Origin of the sequence: Planotetraspora sp. GP83 (assembly GCF_041262585.1) — a bacterium.
GTDB lineage: Bacteria > Actinomycetota > Actinomycetes > Streptosporangiales > Streptosporangiaceae > JAOEGB01.
On record NZ_JBGCBZ010000008.1, the window covers coordinates 68,215 to 81,574 of the forward strand.

At 68.1% G+C, this 13,360-nt stretch carries 12 protein-coding genes; 5 read left to right on the forward strand and 7 right to left on the reverse strand.

Translation table 11 applies throughout. The features are described from left to right. Nucleotides 1-28: 28 nt before the first annotated feature. Nucleotides 29-1,285: a multiprotein-bridging factor 1 family protein gene (locus ABH927_RS13495; RefSeq protein ID WP_370021374.1), complete on the reverse strand. Its 1,257-nt coding sequence runs from the start codon at nucleotides 1,283-1,285 to the stop codon at nucleotides 29-31. A 175-nt stretch (nucleotides 1,286-1,460) separates the two neighbouring features. Here ABH927_RS13495 and ABH927_RS13500 point away from each other — a divergent pair, with 175 nt between their 5' ends. The 4 genes from ABH927_RS13500 to ABH927_RS13515 all read left to right on the forward strand — a co-directional run bounded on the left by ABH927_RS13500 (nucleotide 1,461) and on the right by ABH927_RS13515 (nucleotide 4,955). Next, complete coding sequence (locus ABH927_RS13500; RefSeq protein ID WP_370021376.1) at nucleotides 1,461-1,679, forward strand: hypothetical protein; 219 nt, start codon at nucleotides 1,461-1,463, stop codon at nucleotides 1,677-1,679. 296 nt (nucleotides 1,680-1,975) lie between these two features. Then, nucleotides 1,976-2,191 (forward strand): DUF397 domain-containing protein, encoded by a 216-nt coding sequence (locus ABH927_RS13505; protein ID WP_370021377.1) that lies wholly within the window; start codon nucleotides 1,976-1,978, stop codon nucleotides 2,189-2,191. Between the two features lie 64 nt (nucleotides 2,192-2,255). Further along, nucleotides 2,256-2,702, forward strand: a complete 447-nt coding sequence (locus ABH927_RS13510; RefSeq protein WP_370021378.1) for a hypothetical protein — start codon at nucleotides 2,256-2,258, stop codon at nucleotides 2,700-2,702. Between the two features lie 393 nt (nucleotides 2,703-3,095). Continuing rightward, nucleotides 3,096-4,955 carry a DNA/RNA helicase domain-containing protein gene (locus ABH927_RS13515; RefSeq protein WP_370021380.1) on the forward strand — a complete coding sequence of 620 codons (1,860 nt, stop codon included), beginning with the start codon at nucleotides 3,096-3,098 and terminating at the stop codon, nucleotides 4,953-4,955. 59 nt (nucleotides 4,956-5,014) lie between these two features. Here ABH927_RS13515 and ABH927_RS13520 read toward each other — a convergent pair whose 3' ends face one another. From ABH927_RS13520 to ABH927_RS13545, 6 genes are read right to left on the reverse strand one after another with little or no spacing between them, the layout of a single operon-like run. After that, nucleotides 5,015-5,938, reverse strand: coding sequence for a sulfotransferase (locus ABH927_RS13520; RefSeq protein ID WP_370021381.1), 924 nt, complete (start codon nucleotides 5,936-5,938; stop codon nucleotides 5,015-5,017). Then, complete coding sequence (locus ABH927_RS13525) at nucleotides 5,935-7,332, reverse strand: lipopolysaccharide biosynthesis protein (RefSeq protein ID WP_370021383.1); 1,398 nt, start codon at nucleotides 7,330-7,332, stop codon at nucleotides 5,935-5,937. The genes ABH927_RS13520 and ABH927_RS13525 overlap by 4 nt, the downstream gene beginning before the upstream one ends. After that, entirely contained in the window at nucleotides 7,320-8,177 is an 858-nt protein-coding gene (locus ABH927_RS13530; RefSeq protein WP_370021385.1) for a sulfotransferase, read from the reverse strand. Before ABH927_RS13530 ends, ABH927_RS13525 begins: the two co-directional genes overlap by 13 nt. Nucleotides 8,178-8,187: 10 nt before the next feature. Further along, entirely contained in the window at nucleotides 8,188-9,321 is a 1,134-nt protein-coding gene (locus ABH927_RS13535; RefSeq protein ID WP_370021386.1) for a hypothetical protein, read from the reverse strand. After that, the gene (locus ABH927_RS13540) at nucleotides 9,318-10,640 is read right to left on the reverse strand and encodes a hypothetical protein (protein WP_370021387.1); all 1,323 of its coding nucleotides are present in this window, start codon (nucleotides 10,638-10,640) and stop codon (nucleotides 9,318-9,320) included. The genes ABH927_RS13535 and ABH927_RS13540 overlap by 4 nt, the downstream gene beginning before the upstream one ends. Continuing rightward, the gene (locus ABH927_RS13545) at nucleotides 10,637-11,851 is read right to left on the reverse strand and encodes a YveK family protein (protein WP_370021389.1); all 1,215 of its coding nucleotides are present in this window, start codon (nucleotides 11,849-11,851) and stop codon (nucleotides 10,637-10,639) included. Before ABH927_RS13545 ends, ABH927_RS13540 begins: the two co-directional genes overlap by 4 nt. 373 nt (nucleotides 11,852-12,224) lie before the next feature. Here ABH927_RS13545 and ABH927_RS13550 point away from each other — a divergent pair, with 373 nt between their 5' ends. Next, the gene (locus ABH927_RS13550) at nucleotides 12,225-13,244 is read left to right on the forward strand and encodes a glycoside hydrolase family 26 protein (protein ID WP_370021391.1); all 1,020 of its coding nucleotides are present in this window, start codon (nucleotides 12,225-12,227) and stop codon (nucleotides 13,242-13,244) included. Nucleotides 13,245-13,360 lie beyond the last annotated feature (116 nt).

Here is a 13,360-nt window from a genome sequence, read left to right on the forward strand (position 1 = left end):
TCGGGGCTGGCGAGCAATTTCCCCTGCTTTAGACGCCGTCCGTCGGTGGGCACAACTCGCGATATGCCTCCCGTAGCTCGACGGCCTGGGGCAGGTGGCGGTCCTCAACTGCGGCGATCACCTCGGCAGCGCGCCAATAGTTCGATGGCACCAGGTAGCCGCTCGTGATTGCCGTGAGCGTGGCATCTCCGGCCTCGTCGGGTCGGTCGACAGCCAGTAGAGCCAAGGCCAGGTCCAGGCGTGCGGCGATGACTCTGCGCGGTCGTGGCGGTCCGTCGACGCCAGACTCCAGTCGGGCGAGCACCTGTCGCGTAAGCGACTCCGCGGCGGGATCCCCCAGCCAGGACAGAGTTGTCACGGTATAGGCGTCACTCTTGGCGGGGTCGTAGCGGTAATGGTGTTCGGGCCGGTCGGGGGTGGGCAGCGGTGCGACCAGCCGCGCGACCCGGTCAAGCGCGTCGCGGGTCTCCCCGCCGGCCCCTAACCGCGCCCAGGCCCGGCCCTCCTGCGCGGTCGCCTGGATGTACGCCGAGCTGCTCTTTGGCGCGACCCGCTGCGCCAACTGGGACAGGGTGAGGGCGCGTCGGTAATCCCCATCGGTGAGGACCTGCCACGCCTCTGTCTCCAGGCACCATGCCGCGATCTCGGGATGCTCCGCATGCTTCGCCAACTGGGCGGCCGTTCGGAGCCGCGCGGCGGCGGCGGGAAACTGGCGGAGATCGACATGACAAGTGGCGGCGAGCAGCGACAGCCACCCACCGGCCACAAGCAGGCGCCTGTGCTCTGAGAGTGTCTTCGCTTCGACCAACTGGCGGACGTAGGTGATGTGCCGTCGCACCCGGCTGAGCAGTTCCGCAGGTGGCGTCGTGTGGTATGCCACCGCCATATCGTCAACGGCCACTTCGAGGCGTTCGAGTGTCTCCGCACCGACGTCGCTTGCGGCGACCCGGCGCGCCAACTCCAAGGCGTCTAGTTCGTCGGCGTCGATCCCATACCGGACAGCCGCGCCATTCTGGAAGCTGTCCCCGGCACTCTCGCCGAACAGTTCAGCTTCGCTGATGCCGAACACCCGCGCGTACAGCACGCGGTAGGGGTCGTCGGGTTGGTGCTGACCCGCCTCATACGCCTTGATTCTGCGGACGATGGACTCTCGCTCGGGCAGGCGGCCACGGGTGTCCTCGTCGGCGGCCTCCACGAGCCGGCGGGCCATCTCTCTTTGGCTCCACAACCGGTTGCGCCGTTCAGCGCGCAGCCGTACGGCCCATGCGGGAAGGTCGGCGCCCATGCCTGCACCTCTTCACTGGACTGGGGGGAGGTCCTGTCCCCCAGTGTCCCCCAATCGCATCTGTGCTGGCGAGACTACGGAGAGTGTCATTGAGGGGAAGCGGCCGAAGAGAACGGGACCCGTAGGCGCTGTCACGCCATACGGGCCCCTTGATCAGGAATCGAGGTCCTGACCCATGCGAAACGATAGAGCCATCCCGGTCTGGGAGACGATCCCCGGCTGGCGGATCCTGCGGAGCGACGCCGGGCGGCTGTGGGCCACCCGCGAGCGGCCCTTCGACGCGACGGCGGAGGGGGCGGGCGCCTTTCGCACCGTTGACGGTGATGACCTGCCTGAGTTGTGCCGGGTGATCGCGGAGCAGGAGAGCTTGGCCAAGCTGGCTTCCGCCTCGTGAGCGTCGCGTCCGTCGCGGGTCCGAGGATGAGGGCGGCCGAGCGGCGTGAGAGGCCGTGCGCCAGGTCCTCCAGTTTTGTCCTCTCGCTGAGGTACGGCAGGCGCTCAAACTGGACAGTGCCGACGAGCGCATGGTGGAGGCGGGCCGTACCGAGCTGGCATGGTGCGCGGAGTTGGCCTCGGCCGGCAGGGCCGGGGGCCTCCCGTACGCCTTGGGGGCTTAAGGGAGGCCACCCCTTATAAACGCCCGGCGAGACCGATGCCGGGTCCACCCCAACAAGGAAGGACAACAAGTTCATGGACCTGTACGGCCACGACCTCGCTGGAGTGCGGTTCCGGCGGTTGTGCGGTGGCAATCAGCAGGAGGAGGACCAGGAGAGCTGCGTCGAACTCGCGCCGATTCCGGGAACGGATGACGGGTTCGCGCTGCGTGACAGCAAGAAGCCGGATGCCGGGACACTCCGCTTCACCGGCGCCGAGCTCCGCGCCGCCGGGATGAGCACCATCGGATAGCACCACCACGAGACCGGGGTGGCCCCTGCCATGTGTGTGCAGACGGGGCAGGGGCCATTGCTGAGTGTACGGAGACCACTACGAGGAGCACGTGCATTTCCACTGTTACATCTGGACGGGCAACGGCGAGGAGCTTCGCAACGAAGCCGAACGCCGCCTGCCGCTGCCGCCGGCCGACCCCGGCCTGTTCCTGGCCTCGCCGCTGCCGCCGATGCGGACCTGCGATTGGCTGCTCAAGCCGGCCCGCCGCATCGACGCCTCCCCGCCCACCGTGGACGACGCCTTGACCTGGCTCGCCGACCACTACCGGACGGCCGAGCCGTCCTTCCTCCACCCCGCCGACGAAGCACGCATCGCCCTGGACTTCCGCCTGCACATCGCCAAGGAATGCCTGACCGCGGGCGTCGACGTCCAATGGGGCATCTGGCTAACGGGAGGCCGCTTCCTCACCTGCGCCGCCATCTGCTGCACCCCCAACCGGCACGCCGTCTACCCATGCCCCACCGCCTGACGAAGTCGGCGGCCTGCCGCTCACTTCGTTCCCCTTTGAGATCGCAGGCAAATACGGGGGCGTCTGCCCCGTCCAACTTCGTGCTGTCCGGTATGGCGCTGTTTGACTGACGCTTGTTGCCCCGGCGCTGCTGACCCTGTGAGCCAGTAGTGTCACGAGACGTGACGAGTGAGTTGGAGCAGTTGTCAGCACGAGGCCACCAACATCAAGCTGGACGAGAGCGAGCGCCGTTACGATCCCGAGCTTTATCGCGGCTCCGCTCGCAAAGCTCCTCCGCTAACCTCTTGATGACCATGTGATGCGGCCCGACGGGCTTCCGCGTTTGTTCGGCTGACGCAGAAGCGGATACGCCCCCACCCGCACGAGATCTCTCGTGCTGCCTGGGGGAAGCCCGTGACGGCGTTACGGCTGTCCGTCGAGAACCTGCTCGCGTCGCCCAACGAGGCAGCATTGGCCGAGCAGATCGCCGAGCATCTTCGTATCACCACCGGCCGCGGTCCCTCGCCTTCCGAAGCCAGATCGTGGCAGCGGAGCCTTCCTCTGCTGGCCCGGGACCTGGCCGATGCCGGCCTGCGGCGGGTGGAAGTGTTGGTGGAGTACAAGCTGCCGCTGACCAGCAAGCGCGCCGACGTAGTGCTGGCCGGCGTCCATCCGCAGACCGGTGAAGACTCCTACGTGGTTGTGGAGCTCAAGCAGTGGAGTCGTGCCGAGCCGTCCGACCAGGGCGAGCACCTGGTCATCGTGGAAGGCATGCCGGGGAAGGAGACACTTCACCCGGCCGAGCAGGTGCGCCGGTACTGCGAGTACATGTGCGACTTTCTAGGTGTCCTCAAGGATCGGCCGAACTCTGTGCATGGCGTCGCCTACCTGCACAACGCCATGGACCTAGACGTGGACGGCCTTGGCGAGCAGGTGCGCGATGAACGGAGCAGGCTCTTCACGAAGCAGCGGCGCGGGGAGTTTCACAGGTATCTGCGGGAGCGGCTCGCCGACAAGCCCGGCGCCGAAGCCGCCGACCGGCTCCTGAGCAGTCCCGTAGCGCCCAGCAAGCAACTCATGGCGCATGCGGCCACAGAAATCCGCGAGCGCGAGCAATTCACGCTACTTGACGAGCAGCAGGTCGCCTACGAACTGGTCATGCGTGCCGTCGATAGAGGCCGCCGGGCCGATTCCAAGCAGGTCGTCATCGTCACCGGAGGCCCCGGCAGCGGCAAGAGTGTGATTGCTCTGTCTTTGCTTGGTGAGCTCTACAGGCAGGGTCGGACCGCGCTGCACGCGACAGGCTCGCAGTCGTTCACGCAGACCATGCGCCGCTATCCGGGTCGGGGCAGCACGCGGATCAAGAACCTTTTCATGTATTTCAACAGCTTCACCAACGCCGAGCGGAACAGCCTGGACGTGTTGATCTGCGATGAAGCTCACCGTATCCGCGAGACCTCGACCAACCGCTTCACGCCGGCGGCCAAGCGCAACGGCCGCCTCCAACTCGACGAGTTGATGGCCGTCGCCCGCGTGCCTGTCTTCCTGCTCGACGAACACCAGGTTGTACGGCCTGGCGAGATCGGCACTGTGCACGCCATCGAGCAGTACGCACGGTCGCGAGGCTTCGCAGTCAACCGTGTGTCCTTGGACGAGCAGTTCCGCTGTGGAGGCAGCCGCAAATACGAGCAGTGGGTGCTGAGCCTCCTCGGGCTGGACGGCCGAGGGCCGGTGGTCTGGGACGGCGACGATGATTTCGAGGTACGGCTCGCGCACTCCCCTCAGGAACTTGAGGCTGCTCTACGGGCCAAGCCCGGCACCGCGCGAATGACCGCCGGATATTGCTGGCCGTGGAGCGACCCGCAGTCTGATGACTCCCTCGTGGACGATGTCGTGATCGGGGATTGGTCACGGCCGTGGAATGTCAAGAAGGACCGTGCGGTCGGCGATGCGCCGCCCAGCATGCTGTGGGCAACCGAGCCGAGCGGTTTCGGCCAGGTCGGATGCGTCTATACCGCTCAGGGCTTCGAGTACGACTGGTCCGGCGTGATCATCGGCCCTGACCTGAGCGTCCGCGACGGAAACGTGATCACGGTGCGCAAGGAGAACAGGGACCCGGCCTTCAGGAGCCAGAAGGCAGTGTCAGATAGTGACTTCGACCAACTGGCGCGCAACGTCTACAAGGTCCTTCTCACTCGTGGAATGCGCGGCACTGTCATCTACGCCGTCGACCCCGGTCTTCGTGACTTCCTCACGGACTTGATCCCTGCCTGAAGGCTCCGAAGCGATCGGGTTACCTTGGTTCTATGCGCCATACATTCCTGCACCGCAGGTCAAGTGGCCGGTAGCGTGATGAGGGTTTCGACGCGTGCGATCTCCTCAGACGATAAGCGGTGTCGGTATGCGGTGAGGGCTTGGCGGGAGTCCATGGGGCGGTAGGCCGTTCGTGAGAAGCCGGCCCAGGTGAAGGTGCGCTCTCGGGACCGCTGTGCCGTACAAGCTGCGGTGATCTTCTGGGCGGTGCGATCCGTCCAGGGCAGGCCGCACCACTTGTAGAGGTCGCGGAAGCCGTCCATCGGGGCCGAGGCGAGCTGCTCGTAGCTGACGACCTTGATGTTCGTCGTCCGGGCGGCCAACTCGTCGGTCACCTGGCGCGCTACCTTCCACAGCGCGGCGGCCTTGGCGATGCGGTCTTGGGAGCCGATGAAAGGCCGGAGTTCTTCCACGCAGGGGTGGTCCCGCACGAGAAGCGGCTGTTCGAGCAGCTCGTGGAAGTACACCGTCCACCCGAGCCGCTGCCAGCTCCCTACGAAGGACACGGGGTCCCGGACGAGGACAACGACCTGGCAGCCGAGACGGTCGGCGAACCATCGAGCCGAGAACAGCGCGAAAGGGTCGTCCAGCAGCGCGCGCCTGCCCAGCAGCCGGCCGATACCGAATGCCGTGCCGTACTTGGCCATCCGGGCCAGGTCGTAGGGGCGGTGATTGCGGCGAAGCTCGGCGAGCCAGCGGTAGCGGAGCGCGACCGTCCTGGAGAACGCCTCCAGCCAGGGGGTTTCGTTGTCCTGGCAGATGTACTGGAAGCGATGGGTTACTGACGCGTCCAGCACGCCGGGGGAGTGGCCCGGCGGGTGCTGCGGGTTGAGCGGCTCGTTGACGTAGACGAGGCGTCCGCTTGCCGCGAGCATCTTCCCCACCCAGCTCGTGCCGCTGCGGGGAAGCCCGGTGACCAGCACGGGCGGTCCGGCGGCGGTCATGCGGGCACCCTGGACAGGCGGAGGGCCGCCGAGGAGTGCCTGCCGAAGGGACGCAGGCCGTACCGGCGGGAGATCTGGACCAGCGGCAGGAGGTTCTTCACGAGGACCCCGCCCGACCAGCCAAGAGCGGCTCCGAGGGCGCCGTGGGATGGCACCAGCAGCACGTCGAGCACGATGGTCGCGGCCACCGCGGAGGCGGTGTTGACGAGGCTCGCCGTCGTGCGTCCCGAGGCGATGAGCACCACGTCGACCATGCCGCAGGCGGTGGCGACCATCATGGTCGCGGAGAGCACGACCGCGACGGCCACGCCGTTCCCGTAGACGGGACCGAAGAGCGGCAGCAGCCAGGGCGCGAGGGCCGCGTAGCCGAGCCAGATCGGCCACGTCAGCACGACCAACCACATCGTCGTGGTCTGGTACAGCTCCCGCGCTCGGGCCAGGTCACCCTCGGTGAGTGCTCTAACGAGCCGAGGCTGTACTGCCTGCGCTAGCCCCTGGTTGGCGAGCTGGCCGACTACTTTGAATCGGGTCGCCGCTGTGTAGACCGCCGCGGGCGCCGGCCCGGCAAGCACGGCGACGATCACGATGTCGAGTCGCTGGAACACCGACTGGATCGCCGCGGCGGCCGAGCGCGGCGCAGTGTACCGCCAGAACGCCGCTGAGTCTCGCCGGAACCTCTCGGTGTTCCACTGGAACGTAACCGCACCGTCGTCGCCGTACGGTTCGCGGCGCAGTAGCCAGAGGGCAGCCACGACGGCTGTGGCAATTGCGGGGAGTGCCCATGCGGCGGCCAGGGTCGGTAGTGAGACACCCGTGAGGACGGCCGCTGTGACGAGGGCGAGCTGGCCAAGAGGCTCAGCGAGGCCGTCGAGCAGCAGCGTCGGCCGCATCGAGCCGAGGCCGCGCGTGGCTGACACGAGCACGTCTGCCAGCACGATCGCCGGGAGGATCGCGGCCAGCACCCGCCATACGCCCACCGGCACACCGGTGAGGTCGCGCAGTTCCTCACGGAATAGGGCCACGGTGCATGCCGCCACGACAGATAGCACGACCACCGGCGGGAGGGCCGTCCACAGGACTGATCTGGCGTGGGGACGCTCTGGCCCAGGGCGCGGCTCACGTGACTCCGAGGTCGGGCCACGATTCTCTCGTGCCAGGACATAGATAAGGCCGTTGCCGGTGTCGAGGCGCAGGATCCCGGCCAGCATGAGACATAGCGCCGTCGCGGTGAAGAAGGCCCCCGCCGAGTCCGGGTCGAGTGACCGCGTCACCACCAGCACGATGAGGAACTGGCTTGTCGCGTTGGCGCCCGCAGCTGCGATCCCAGCCAGGCTGCCCCGAGCCAGCCCGGCTCGGGGATTGTCGACCGCGTCGGAGTCGGTTACTGGCGCCATGAAGGTTCGGCTCCCAGCCAGGGCTCCAGGAGGGCGTCCCAGGGGGTGAAGTACTCGTTGAGCTTCCGCCGTACCTTGGCCGGCATGTCCGAGGCGCGGGGCTGCGCATTGTGGGGCTCGAAAACAGGGTCACCCAAACGAGGAAGTCCGAGGAACTCCAGCACTCGGTCGTAGACCGGATCTGGATCGCGGAAGAAGACGCCGCTGTCGAGCACGAGCACCCGGTCGCGGCCGACGAGGAGCTCCAGCCTGGACAGTTGCTCCGCGTAGCGCCCACGGGCCAGGTACGCATGGTGCTGGTGCGCGTGGCTCACGTAATGCGGCGAGGCGCACAGCCGTTCGGCCTCGCCCGCGAGCCGTTCGGGCTCCAGATCCAGGGCGCGCTCGAACGACGGCTCGGTCTCGAAGCCCCGCGCCAGCTCGTGGGCGTGGGCCGAGTAGGCCCGTTCGACCGGGTCCCGCACGAGCACGATGAGCTTGACCCCCGGCAGGTCCCAGGCGATCCGGGCCGCCGCCAGCGGGTGGAACAGGTAGTACGGCGATGACTCGAACGCCTGGGGGCGGTAGCCGTACCGGCGGTGAAGCTTTGAAGCGGTCGCCTTGAGCGGGAAGTGCGCCTGATACCAGGACAGGCTCCGGTCGTAGGCCACGTCGAAGTAGTGCACGCCCTTGCGCAGCACCGGCTTCATCATCAGCGGATGCTGGGCGAGCGCCCGATAGAGCGACGTGGTCCCACACCGCTGCGCCCCGATGATGAGGAACGATGGCAGCATCCGCGCGCCCACGGTGATGCGCCCCGTGGTGAGGGAGACGGCATGGGCCGAGCGCTTGAACGATGACCTCACGGCGATGACCTCACAGCAGGCCCTCCAGGTGGTCGACGACAGGGTTGAGCCATCGGGACGACGGGCCGAGGGGCTCGTGGCCGTCCCGGTGGTGCCGGTCGGCGATGGTGATCAGGTAGTGAGCGGCTGTACGGCGGGCCTCGGCGGTGGAGAGCCCGAAGGGCTCCAGGACCCTGCCCGACTGTGCGAGGCAGGCGTGGGCAGCCGTCGCGGGCCTCATGCGGCGGAGCGCACGATGGAAGAAGTAGTGCAGGGCGTCGAAGCCGAACGGCACGCCGCTGCCGAAACGCTCCCAGTCCCATACGAGCAGCCGCCCGTCCGCCGAGGCCGAGACATTCCACGGGGCCAGGTCCCCATGCCATCCCCACGCCGCGTTTTCGGCGTGATCATGCACAGGCTCCGCTGTCACGGCTTTCACCTGCGTAAACGTCATTCGTGATCGTGCATACGTTCCCGCCCATGCCCGCTCACCTTGCCAAACAGGGTTCGTGATCATGCGGCCTCTGCCCAACGCCGCGATTTCGGCCACGGCGGTGTTGAGCAGGTCCATCGGCACCCGCCGCGACGTGACCGGCAGCGGGGAGACGACCAGGACGTCGAGCCCGCGCCACACTCCCTGATGCAGCACGGTCGGCGGCACGACGACCTTCAGCGGACGGGCGGCGAGCATCCGCAGCACCTCGGCCTCATGCTGGACCAGGTCCCTGGCCCTGTCCGAGTCGCCGACCTTGACGTATCCCACGAGGCCCGCAGGCCCGTGCGCCTCCAGGATCGGCTTGCGGTTGGCCCGGCGGGCCGGCCGTACGTGGACGACCACGTGGATGCGCTGGCCGAGCACGTCACTCAGGTAGGTCTCGATGGTGTCCGGCCCGTCGGCGACGACCACACGGCGGCCCAGCACCGAGTGCCACGGGGCGCGCGGCACGAGCAGCCGGGGAACCAGCCGGTGCGGCAGCACCGTGCGCGCGCTCGTGGCGACTCCATCCCCGGACGCGTCCCTGGTCTCCACGTGCGGCTCCCCGGCCTCCTCGACTTCCCGGGCCTCCTCGACATCAGCATCTTGCGGGCGGTGTGCGATGGTCTCTGGGTACAGCATGGCGAGGACCTCCTGGAGATATCGCAGGCGAATGCGGGCGTCCCTCATGAGTTCCTCGTAAGTGCCCATGTATGCCCCGCCGGTGCGGGGCTGTCGTTCGTCTGTCCCTGGGCGTTCCGCCAGAGGAGGGCGAACGAGATGAGGTACAGGCTCAGGGCGCTGATCAGGCCGTCGTAGACGAACATGTAGAACAGCACGAGGATCATGACGAGCGTCCCGGCCTGGCCGATCGGCGTCCGGTCGCGCCAGAACCGGTGGACGGCGCCCGCGAAGAAGCCGACGTACAGCAGGGCCCCGGCGAAGCCCTGGCTGATCAGCAGCAGCCACAACTGCCCGTCGCTGCCCAGTGGGGGATGGCCGCACTCCTCACACCAGCGGGTCTTGCCCGTCGTGACCGTGCGGTGGTTGCCGAGGGCGTTGCGGGTGTTGCCGTACCCGATGACCGGGGACATGGCCGCCACCCGCACGGTGGACGTCACCGTGAAGGCCCGGATGTCGTTGCTCCGCGGGCTGTCGAGCCGCTGGCCGACCATCGTGCTCAGCGGGGACAGCACGAACACCGCCCCGGCGACCGCGACAGCCGTACCGACCAGAAGCGGGCGGCGGCTCCGAAGCGCGAGATAGGCCGCGGACATGGCGAGCCCTATCCAGAGGCCCCGGTTGAGCGAGTAGACGATCGGGATCGCGGCGACGGCGAGCAACAGCACCGCCACCACCCGCCGGTACGGCCCGCCGTACGCCCACCAACCGACCACGAACCAGATGACCAGCACCGACACGTTGCTGCCCCAGGCGTTGGCCCACTCGAACGGCGCCTCGGGACGCGGCGATGCGTGGCCCAGCACGTGCTGGATCTGCGCGGCCGTCGGGTGGATGAGGTTCCGCACGAACGAGTTGCCGCCGATCCACTCCGGCAGTGCCATCTCCAGCGGCGACGTGAACTGAAACCGGGGAGCGAGAACGCCCAGCAGGCCGCCCGCCACCGTGGTCACGAACAGCACGCCGAGCATCCGGACGAGCGTGAGCTGCGGCAGCTCCTCCAGAGTCAGATTGCCCAGGTAGAGCACCATGACGAGAAGGGCGATGTAGACGGCGAGGCGCATCAGGTAGCCGATGACACGGCCCGGGGCCAGCTCGCCGTAGGTCCCCGGGGGCGTCTCCGCGAGCGTGAGCGCGCTGATCAGATATCCGGCCAGCAGCAGCACCCACAGGCCGAAGCCTTTCGGGATCCTGATCGGCCGCCTGCGCCAGAGCACCACGGCCATCGGTACGGTGAGCACGACGACCGACAGGCCGCCGAAGCCGAGCGCCCACCAGACGGGATAGCCGACCAGCAGCGCCGCGATCGGCCACACGGCAGGCCTCACGTCGTCTGCTCCGCCGGGTCGGGCTCGGGCACGGACAGCCGGGGCGGTACGGTCACCACGCCGAGCACTCGGGTGCCTTGCCTGGTCAGTTGCCGTACGGCTCTCGCCACCTGGGTGGAGGTGGCTCGCCTGAGGCCGACGAGCAGGACCGCCGCGTCCGGACGCGCGCCGCGGCGGGTCACGACGGAGACGGGCGCCAAAGGCGTCAGCGCCGAGCCCAGCCCCTTGGCCATCGGCCTGGCGTGGCTCTCCGCGCAGATCCCTTCCAGCAGGAGCGTGTGGTACTCGTCGTCGCCCAGCGAGGTCGCCACTGTGGCGGCCAGCTCGGGGAAGATCGACGGGTCCGGCCGTGACGGCAGCTCGGCGAGCAGCGGGAGCCCGGTCAGCCGCTCCACGTCGGCGGCGGTGCGGAGGCGGGTGTCGAGCCGGTCCCGGCCGAAGGCCGTGCCCGCGCCGGCGAGCAGGCCGAGGAACAGCCCGCTGCCGAGATAGACCGGGACGCTGGGCGCGCTCGGCTTTGGGGGCGGCTGGGCCGGGCTGATGACGGTGCCCGGTGTGATCGCGATGGTCTTGAGCGCGTCGTATTTGAGCGTGAGGCTGGACGCCTGGCGGGCCAGCACGGCCTGTTGATGGGCGGCCATCGTCCGGGCGGCCGCGCCTCGGGGCTGCACCGGACCCGTGCTGACGGTCTTGTCGAGGTCGGCGTTGACCTGGCGCAGCTTGGCGGCGAGGACCTTCAGCCCGGCGTTGATCGTGTCCGTGGCCGCGCGGGAACGGTTGCGCAAATAGGCGTCGGCGAATGCCTGCGCGCCTGCGGCGGCCGACAGCGGATCAGGCGCGGTAAAGGAAATAGATAAAATAGCCGAATTGGGGGGGACGTCCACGGTGACCCGGTCGCGCAGACCGGCCGGATCGGTATTTTTCAGGATCTGACCAGCTATCGACGCGACGACCATGGATTGTGCGATCTGTGATTCGGTGTCGAGATTAAGTGGTTCTCGTTGCCGCGGAGTCACCTGATTGATCTGCTCCTGCGCACCGGTCGGAAGCACCTGCACCTGCGCCACGGAGGTGTATTGCGGGGGAGTCCGCACAAACAGCACGCCGCCCCCCGAAACCCCCGCCAACAGGCAGAACGCGAAGAGCAGGCGCCTGCGGCGGAGCACCGAACCGTACTCCGCGAGGTCCCGGCTGTGCGGGGGCAGACCCATGGAAACTCTCCGTGCCCTTGGCTGTCTCGCGGCCGTCCGATGCCGGCTTCCGCGCTCAGTCTCGAACTATAGGGCGGACATGTGTTTCCCCCTGCCGACTATTCAAGATTTCCATCAAGGAATGGCCAGCCAATAGATGTCTTTCGGCGGAAATTTCAGGACAGATGAGATGTCGGGAATGGCTCACCACCCCTCCCCTCTAGTGGGAAGGTGAATGCCGACCGATCGAGGCGGGGGCCCGGTCGAATAGAGGAGGGGCACCGTGCGACGAACTGGGGGCGCCGGCCTGGCCGCGAATAAAACCGTCCGTGACGGCTCGGCTGTACGACGTCGTCGCTGGGCTGGGCCACGAGGCTTGGCTCTGCTGGCGGGCTTGGCCGTACTGGCGCCGGGATGCCTGGCGGGGTGCGGCTCCGCGACCGGCACGTCGAGGGGGCTGGCGACGCCCCTCGGCCACGGCCGCAGGCCGCCGGGGGACTGCGCGGTGACGGAGAAGCTCATCCCGACGTGCGGGGTGTGGTGGGGGATCGCGCCTGACGTCTTCTCGGGCAGGCGGCCTTTACGGGCGGTCGAGATGGCCGAGCGGCGGATGGGCCGCCGGGCCGACATCGTGCACGTCTACCACCGGAACGGCGAGCTGTTCCCGACTCCCGAGGAGCGGGAGATCGCGAAGGGCCCCCGGCTGCTGCTCGTCAACTGGAAGCCGGCGATGGACCACACCTGGGCCGAGGTCGCCCATGGCGCGATCGACCATCGCATCGACACGCTCGCCGACTACATCACCCGCACATTTCCCGGCCGGTTCTTCCTGACCATCCACCACGAGCCGGAGAACGACGTACGGCAGGGCGCGGGGAACTCCGCCGCCGACTACGCGGCGATGTACCGGCACATCGTCACCCGCCTCCGCGAAAGAGGCGTGCGGAACGCGGTGACCGTGATGACCTACATGGGCGCGCCCAACTGGGCGGACAAGCCCTGGTTCGAGAAGCTCTATCCGGGTGACGACGTGGTCGACTGGGTGGGCCTCGATCCCTACGCCGACGACCGGGTGAGCGACTTCGCCGGGCTGGTCAACAAGACCCGCCCGGATCACCCCCAGTGGCCGGGCTTCTACCGCTGGATGCAGTCCCGCTTCCCGGCCAAGCCGATCATGATCGCTGAGTGGGGGGCGTTCGAGCGGTCCGGCATGCCGCGGTTCAAGCGCGATTTCTACACCTCGGTCGGGCGGCAGATCGACGAATATCCGCAGATCAAGGCGCTCGTCTACTTCGACTCGCCGCTGGCTCCCCGTGGGGACACCCGGTTCGACACGACCCCGGGCGCGACGAGGGCGTTCATCCAACTGGGCCGCGAACGCCGCTTCACCCGCACCGCCGTCCCCGCCCAGTGACCATCTGCGTCCCGGCCCGTCTCTCCACCGCGCGGGCCGGCCGCCCCGGCCTCGCGCATGGCCGCCGGCCGCGCCGGTGCGAGCCGTACGCCGTCGAAACCTCTGCGGCAACGGGC

Bases quoted from the DNA above. Each gene is read 5' to 3' on its own strand.
- ABH927_RS13545 (WP_370021389.1), bottom strand. From the start codon at position 11,851: ATGGGTCTGCCCCCGCACAGCCGGGACCTCGCGGAGTACGGTTCGGTG.
- ABH927_RS13525 (WP_370021383.1), bottom strand. From the start codon at position 7,332: ATGGCGCCAGTAACCGACTCCGACGCGGTCGACAATCCCCGAGCCGGG.
- ABH927_RS13495 (WP_370021374.1), bottom strand. From the start codon at position 1,285: ATGGGCGCCGACCTTCCCGCATGGGCCGTACGGCTGCGCGCTGAACGG.
- ABH927_RS13505 (WP_370021377.1), top strand. From the start codon at position 1,976: ATGGACCTGTACGGCCACGACCTCGCTGGAGTGCGGTTCCGGCGGTTG.
- ABH927_RS13535 (WP_370021386.1), bottom strand. From the start codon at position 9,321: ATGAGGGACGCCCGCATTCGCCTGCGATATCTCCAGGAGGTCCTCGCC.
- ABH927_RS13500 (WP_370021376.1), top strand. From the start codon at position 1,461: ATGCGAAACGATAGAGCCATCCCGGTCTGGGAGACGATCCCCGGCTGG.
- ABH927_RS13520 (WP_370021381.1), bottom strand. From the start codon at position 5,938: ATGACCGCCGCCGGACCGCCCGTGCTGGTCACCGGGCTTCCCCGCAGC.